This is a genomic window from Parashewanella curva, from assembly GCF_003675895.1.
In the GTDB taxonomy this organism is placed as follows: domain Bacteria; phylum Pseudomonadota; class Gammaproteobacteria; order Enterobacterales; family Shewanellaceae; genus Parashewanella; species Parashewanella curva.
Genome location: NZ_ML014873.1, coordinates 1 through 6,557, shown reverse-complemented (window position 1 = coordinate 6,557; position 6,557 = coordinate 1). Strand labels below are relative to the sequence as shown.

5 protein-coding genes are annotated in these 6,557 nt (G+C 38.4%); 3 read left to right on the top strand and 2 right to left on the bottom strand.

Going from position 1 to position 6,557, the window contains the following annotated elements; all coding sequences use genetic code 11:
- Positions 1 to 139: 139 nt before the first annotated feature.
- Positions 140 to 823, top strand: coding sequence for a replication initiation protein (locus tag D5018_RS20210; RefSeq protein ID WP_121840788.1), 684 nt, complete (start codon positions 140 to 142; stop codon positions 821 to 823).
- Positions 824 to 896: 73 nt separating this feature from the next.
- Here D5018_RS20210 and D5018_RS20205 read toward each other — a convergent pair whose 3' ends face one another.
- Positions 897 to 2,681, bottom strand: a complete 1,785-nt coding sequence (locus tag D5018_RS20205) for a hypothetical protein (protein ID WP_121840787.1) — start codon at positions 2,679 to 2,681, stop codon at positions 897 to 899.
- Between the two features lie 563 nt (positions 2,682 to 3,244).
- On the opposite strand from D5018_RS20205, the gene D5018_RS20200 reads away from it, so the two are divergent.
- Positions 3,245 to 3,445 carry a hypothetical protein gene (locus D5018_RS20200; RefSeq protein WP_121840786.1) on the top strand — a complete coding sequence of 67 codons (201 nt, stop codon included), beginning with the start codon at positions 3,245 to 3,247 and terminating at the stop codon, positions 3,443 to 3,445.
- Between the two features lie 339 nt (positions 3,446 to 3,784).
- Here D5018_RS20200 and D5018_RS20195 read toward each other — a convergent pair whose 3' ends face one another.
- Positions 3,785 to 4,036 (bottom strand): hypothetical protein, encoded by a 252-nt coding sequence (locus D5018_RS20195; protein WP_121840785.1) that lies wholly within the window; start codon positions 4,034 to 4,036, stop codon positions 3,785 to 3,787.
- A gap of 1,148 nt (positions 4,037 to 5,184) precedes the next feature.
- On the opposite strand from D5018_RS20195, the gene D5018_RS20190 reads away from it, so the two are divergent.
- Positions 5,185 to 5,865, top strand: coding sequence for a replication initiation protein (locus D5018_RS20190; RefSeq protein WP_121840784.1), 681 nt, complete (start codon positions 5,185 to 5,187; stop codon positions 5,863 to 5,865).
- Positions 5,866 to 6,557: the final 692 nt, after the last annotated feature.

The following is a 6,557-nucleotide window of genomic DNA, read 5'->3' as shown; positions in this document are numbered from 1 at the left end:
GTTAAAGGTGGTAGGATTTACGGTCAAAACAGAGTTAAAGGTGGTAGGATTTACGGTCAAATTCACAGGATAAGGTGGTTGCGATTGACGCCATTACCACCCTTATGTAAGGTGGTGGCAAATCAAAGAGTGACCACTTATGAACAATTTATCAGTAACTAAATCAAACTACTTAATTGATGCAAGCTATAAGCTTAATGCTCAAGCTCAAAAGTTGGTGCTAGCCTGTTTATCTAAAGTCGATCCTAGGGCAGACATTCCAAAAGAGATCTCGATTACAGCTCAAGAATATTCCGAGTTAACCGGTATTAACATAAAGAACGCTCATAGAGAGCTATACAAAGCATCTGACGCACTTTGGAAAGCGGAAATAACTTTGCTCAATGGCAACGAAAGAATAGAAATACGCTGGATACAGAAACGTATTTCAAAGATTAAGGGGGAGGGGAAAATAACCCTAACTTGGTCTGAGGACGTTGTTAAATATATTTGTCAGCTCAAGAGTCGATTTACAACTTACAAGCTGCGTCACATTGCAGAACTACAGTCAGCGCATTCAATCAGGCTCTATGAGCTTCTAATGAAGTTTAATAGCACTGGTGAACGAGTTATCTACCTCGATGATTTTAAATCTGCATTAGGGATTGCGGATAAGTATCCTCAATTTAAAGAATTAAATAAATTTGTTATCAAAAAAGCAGTAGAAGAATTGAATCAGCGTAGCGATTTAATAATAAAATATGAAACCATAAAAAAAGGGCGTGCAGTTGTCGCTCTAGGATTTGAATTCAAACAGAACAAGCAAATGAAGCTAGATGTTTGACTCTGGCATACAGAGTATATTTCTGAATGCCAGTTTCCAATTCAGGCCCTAATTAAAACGTTGTATGGCGGAATTACGTTGTTTCTTTCTTTTGTTCGAACTTCGACATTAAATCTTTCACGTTATTGCCCCCTGCAGGTCGCGGTAACGTATTGTATTGTCTAGATGGTGCTGCGCTTTGGGGTCTTTCCCTTGTTTGTCGCGGTAGTGTTCCCGCTTGTGGTTGTGTTCCTGTTAGTGGTTTTATTTTTTCTACTATTAACCCTTTATCCATAGTCCAATCACTGTTATCCAGTTGTTTTTTTACTATTTCCAGTTGCTCAACTATTCTTTGCGCTTCGTCACTACTGGTCGACTCGCCTTTTGAACGATTTAATTCCTTTCTGTAACTTAGTAATTCTGAATACACAAATTTAGTTACGTGAGGAGTTGTTAATATATATTTAATTCTGTCACCGGGTTTTTGAGACAATTTCAGAGCATTTAAATCCATAATATCTTGAGGAGTTTTATTAAGTGTTTTTTCATTACTAACAAGTTCTGAGAGCACAAGAGCTGCTTGTGCTTTTTGCTTTTGGTCTTGTTTCCACTCTACTTTTTTTCCTTCCATAGGAGCCTGAGAAGCAGGAGGATTCGGTGCCAACGGTGGCAGAGAAGCAGGAGGATTCGGTGCCAATGGTGGCAGAGAAGCAGGAGGATTCGGTGCCAATGGAGGTTGAGAAGCAGGAGGATTCGGCACCAACGGTGGCAGAGAAGCAGGAGGATTCGGTACCAACGGTGGCAGAGAAGCAGGAGGATTCGGTGCCAACGGTGGTTGAGAAACAGGAGTATTCGGTGCCAATGGTGCTTGAGAAGTAGGAGTTGTCGGTAGCTCTGGTGGCTGAGAAGCAGGAGACGACATACTTGATGATGATAAGTGTGATGAGCTAGACGAGTGTGATGACGTTCTAACTAAAGCAGGGGTTGACTCAGGATGATATTGGCTTTGAGTATTCCCAACTTGTTGCCGTGAAGCCAAAAGCTCTTGCTCCACTTGCGTCAGTCTTTCTCTTTCTCTCCGTAGTACTTCTAACTGTCTTTCAGTCTGAATCCTTTGTAATTCTGCCTGTTGTTGCTGTTGCTGTTGCTGATCTATTTGATCTTTACTCAATCTATAACATTCACCAACGGACTGCTCTAGAATATACGCCACATTTCTCATCTCATTATCAGAAAATGGAATGTCTGGTTTAGTTAAACAGTGATGCGGCGATATTTCAGCAAAGAAAGCTTCTCCTCCAGGATATTTTGCGTCTTTTACCATCATTGGAATAAAGAATTTTCTAAATGAAAGTTGAGCACCTTGTGATCTCTTACTTGCAACACACACTGTAACCACAAAAGCATTAGATGCACCACCATTACTATTTAACGCAACCGCTTTGCGACCAAGTAACCGCTTATTCCCCTCTGAAAGATGAGGCTCTAATTTACTTTCTCCACTCTCATCTTCTTCTGTAATATATAAAACAGGAGGTAGTTCAGCTTCATTTATTAGCGCTTTTGTTATTTCAGCATCTTTTTTAGCTTCCTCTGAATTACTAAGAAAACTTAAAATTCTATTGTTGACTATATCACTAACAACCAGGCCGCCATCTCCAGCAGTAAACTCGTAAGATAGCGTTCTCCCCGTATAAACCTCATCTTTACCATTTTTTACAGCAGTAAATTCAATTTTATCTTTCTCATTACCCTTAAGATGAATACACCCTCTTGCTTGCTGTAATAAGCCATTTTTATTTACGGTGAATGTTAGCTGGCTCTTTTCACCGTACTGCTCATAACGTGATGTGGCTGTCAATAAGTTATTAGTTGTCATCCTTTTTCCTTACTTAGTAATAAGAGTAAACAAGGCAAAATTACTATCACTTTTATGCTCATGTAGCGTTCAGCACTGTACACGACAAAAACTTAACTTAACTTGACTAATCTTGACTCAGATTATCCGGTATATCATACGCATATATATGAAATATCAGGCACATAGAAACGGTTATCCAAGTGGTTGATAAGTTGTTGTTAATTCGTAAAAAATCAATTACTTAACAACCTTTCCTGTGTGTATAATCAAATCAAAAGTAACATTAGCAACACCAAAACAAATCCTTACAAGGACGTGCAACACATGACAAAAATAAACCTATCAAAAGCAGCTGAAGTTGTAGGAAAAAAATAGAACTACAATCTGGCGACACGTCAAGAAAGGTAAGGAGAGAGATAGGGACGGTTTGCCATTCGTTGATATTTCTGAACTCATCCGTGTTTATGGCGAATTAAAGAAACCTGCAACAATAAAAAAGACTAAAAAAACAACACTCTGCAACCGAGTCGTACGAAGTATTATTAGAAGAAATTAAAAAGCTAAGAGCAGAGCAGGCGGAAATGAAAGAACAAATCATTAACCTAACTCATCGACTAACAGGAAAATCACTTGAAAAAATTACAAATTCAAGCATTCCAAAACATCCTGAAGACGACCCTTACTGGCCAAAGGAAATCAAAACAATGTCTGATTTAGCGCTAAGAAGAGAAATAAGGGAAAATATCAGCAAGGCTAATTTACAAAAATACTCTCACATTTAGCTCGAACGACCTAAAAGTTACGCTTACTCCTGGCGAAAACAGCAAATTTCATAAAGTTAATTATTAGCGGTTTTGACCACTTCCATAATTGAGCGGATTTAGTCTGCCTAAGCACTAAATTTCTTATTTTCCAATCTAATTAGTTGGTACTAAACGCCAGCAGTTTTGGTACCAAATGACAGCAAACCGCGAATCCTGCACTAGCAGGAAATATGATTTTTTCATATTTGACACTTAATATTTTCCATACCTTAATTCCGGTAAATGTCACCAAAAGTGACGGCAATTGTCACCACTTTGCGAATCCTGCATTAGCCAAAAACGAGCATATTTAAATTACTAAATTGGTTTTATCTTAAAAGTAATTTCCTGTTTTTTATCCACCAAAGAACGAATATAAACGGGTTCTGATTCTTCTACTCCATAGTTTTTACTATCAATATGTGCTGTTTCATCTAAATGCTTTATTAAAGCTTTTAGTACTTCTTCATACTTCTCCGGAACTCTCATGACCTTGGTTTTTTCATACTTAGTTTTACGTCCTGCACCTGGACGAAAACCACCATGGGTATTTTTAGGTTTATCATTCATATTTAGTTTTAGTACCTTGATAATGTAACTTTAATCAAAATATCTTGTTTTTGTAACAAAAATCAAGTTGCGGTGTTAATAGGGCTATCAAAATACGGAGAATTATCATGTCGCAATTTGAAATGTATCTTACGATTGGGTTCGGAATATTTTTTCCTGTATTGGGTATCTCGGCTTTAATTCTTGGTTATATCTTAGACAAGAAAATCACTTGATTTTTGCTAGTGCAGGATTCGCAAACTGCTGGCATTTTCCGGTACTTTTGCCAGCATTTGCCGGAAATGCCATTCTGTTAAGGGTATTGATCTGATAAATATCGAGTAAGTTTTTATTAGAACCGAACTTCAAAAATCAAGTCGATTTTATCCAAAAATTCTATTGGCAATAATCCATTTTTATATCGTTTCCTATCACATTCCTAAAATCCTTCAAGTAAGCCTTAGACAAGAGATCTCACATTTAACCTGCAGTTTGTCAATCGATTAAAGAAAATGGCTTAAAATGTCTCTCAGGAGCTTTAAAGATGCAAAGATCGCTTTGATCAAACTTAAATCTTCCTTTTCCTGAATGATCCTTATTATTTACCACTTGATTTCGTAACTTTTATCAAGGCAATTGAACTACTTCATCCTGCTAGACAGTCGCAAAGCGACAAGCCCCGCAGGGAAACCAGCCTGCAGTTACTGATAGGGGTTAACGCCCGAAGGGAAAACCAACCTGCAGTCTTTGCTTTTAGTTCTGACCCCTAGTGAGCAAAGCGAGCTAGGAAATGGTCAGGCATTATTGGGGGGATGCCGGAAACGAGCGAAGCGAGGGGGAGGGCTGGCGGGGGGCTTGCCCCCCAAGAAGGGTTTTCACTCGGAAATTTTCAAAAATCGTTGAGTTATCCACAATGCTTTCCCTTTTTAATCTTTCTTGTTTTTTATCTTTCTTGTTTTTAAGGGCGCCGCAGCCCTTGATGGGCGTGGGTTACAGCGGTTAAAGGTGAATAGATTGACACGCAAAACCCATTTAAAGGTGAATAGATTGACACGCAAAACCTATTTAAAGGTGAATAGATTGACACGCTAATTAACAGATAAAGGTGAAAGCAGTTGACATTTTTTCACCTTTATCTATGGTGAAGCAATTGAAAACGGAGTTCACCTATGAATAATTTATCTGTTACAAAATCAAATTACTTGATAGACGCAAGCTATAAGCTAAACACGCAAGCTCAGAAACTTGTTTTAGCCTGCCTTGGTAAAGTTGACCCTAGAGCTGAAATACCTAAAGAAATGACTCTCACAGCCTCTGAGTACGCCGAGCTGATGGGTGTTAAGCACAATGCAAGAAGAGATCTATACAAGGCTGCAGACGCTTTATTTGATGCGGTAATTACAATTACAGATGAAACAGAAACACGAAGAGTTAGATGGATTCAGGCTGACGTCAAAAAGCACAAAGGCGAAGGCTCAGTAACAATTCAGTGGTCTGATAATGTTTTGAAATACATTTCAGAGCTCAAAAGCCGATTTACAACGTACAAATTAAGACACATTGCGGAGCTACAATCAGCCCACTCAATACGCCTCTATGAACTTCTGATGAAGTTTAATAGTACTGGTGAACGTGTGATCTATCTCGATGATTTTAAATCCGCTCTAGGTATTTCAGACAAATATCCGGAATTCAAAATATTAAAACGAGCAGTTATAAAGCCAGCTGTAGAAGAGTTGAATCAACGTAGTGATCTTATAATCAAGTATGAAACCATAAAACAAGGTCGTTCTGTTATCGCTTTAGGATTTGAATTCAAACAAAACAAACAAATGAAGCTGGACGTTTAAAGCACTGACATACAGGTCACTATATCAAAATACAGATGTATTATTGATGCAATGAGTCCTAACCTTTTAATATAACTTAGAACAGAAGATTGCTTAATTTTGTTAGTGCAGGATTCGCAAAATGATGGCATTTGCATGCAAAGTTGCCAGCATTTGCCGGAAACGCCATTCTGTTAAAGATTTTGAACTGATAAATTTCGAGTAAGTTTTCTATTAGAACTAGAACCGAACTTCAAAAATCAAGTCGATTTTATCCAAAAATTCTATTGGCAATAATCCATTTCTATATCGTTTCCTATCACACCCCTAAAAGCCTTCAAGCAAGCCTTAGACAAGAGATCTCACATTTAACCTACAGTTTGTCAATTGATTAAAGAAAATAGCTTAAAATGTCTCTCAGGAGCTTTAAAGATGCAAGGATCGCTTTGATCAAACTTAGATCTTCTTTTCTTGAATGATCCTTATCGTTTGCCACTTGATTTTGTAACTATTATCAAGTCAATTAAACTACTTCATCCTGCTAGACGGTCGCGAAGCGACAAGCCCCGCAGGGAAACCAGCCTGCAGTTACAGATAGGGGTTAATGCCCGAAGGGAAAACCAGCCAGCAGTCTGTCGTCTGACCCCTAGCGAGCAAAGCGAGCTAGGAAATGGTCAGGCATTATTGGGGGGATGCCGGAAACGAGCGAAGCG

Bases quoted from the DNA above. Each gene is read 5' to 3' on its own strand.
- D5018_RS20195 (WP_121840785.1), bottom strand. From the start codon at position 4,036: ATGAATGATAAACCTAAAAATACCCATGGTGGTTTTCGTCCAGGTGCA.
- D5018_RS20210 (WP_121840788.1), top strand. From the start codon at position 140: ATGAACAATTTATCAGTAACTAAATCAAACTACTTAATTGATGCAAGC.
- D5018_RS20200 (WP_121840786.1), top strand. From the start codon at position 3,245: ATGAAAGAACAAATCATTAACCTAACTCATCGACTAACAGGAAAATCA.
- D5018_RS20190 (WP_121840784.1), top strand. From the start codon at position 5,185: ATGAATAATTTATCTGTTACAAAATCAAATTACTTGATAGACGCAAGC.
- D5018_RS20205 (WP_121840787.1), bottom strand. From the start codon at position 2,681: ATGACAACTAATAACTTATTGACAGCCACATCACGTTATGAGCAGTAC.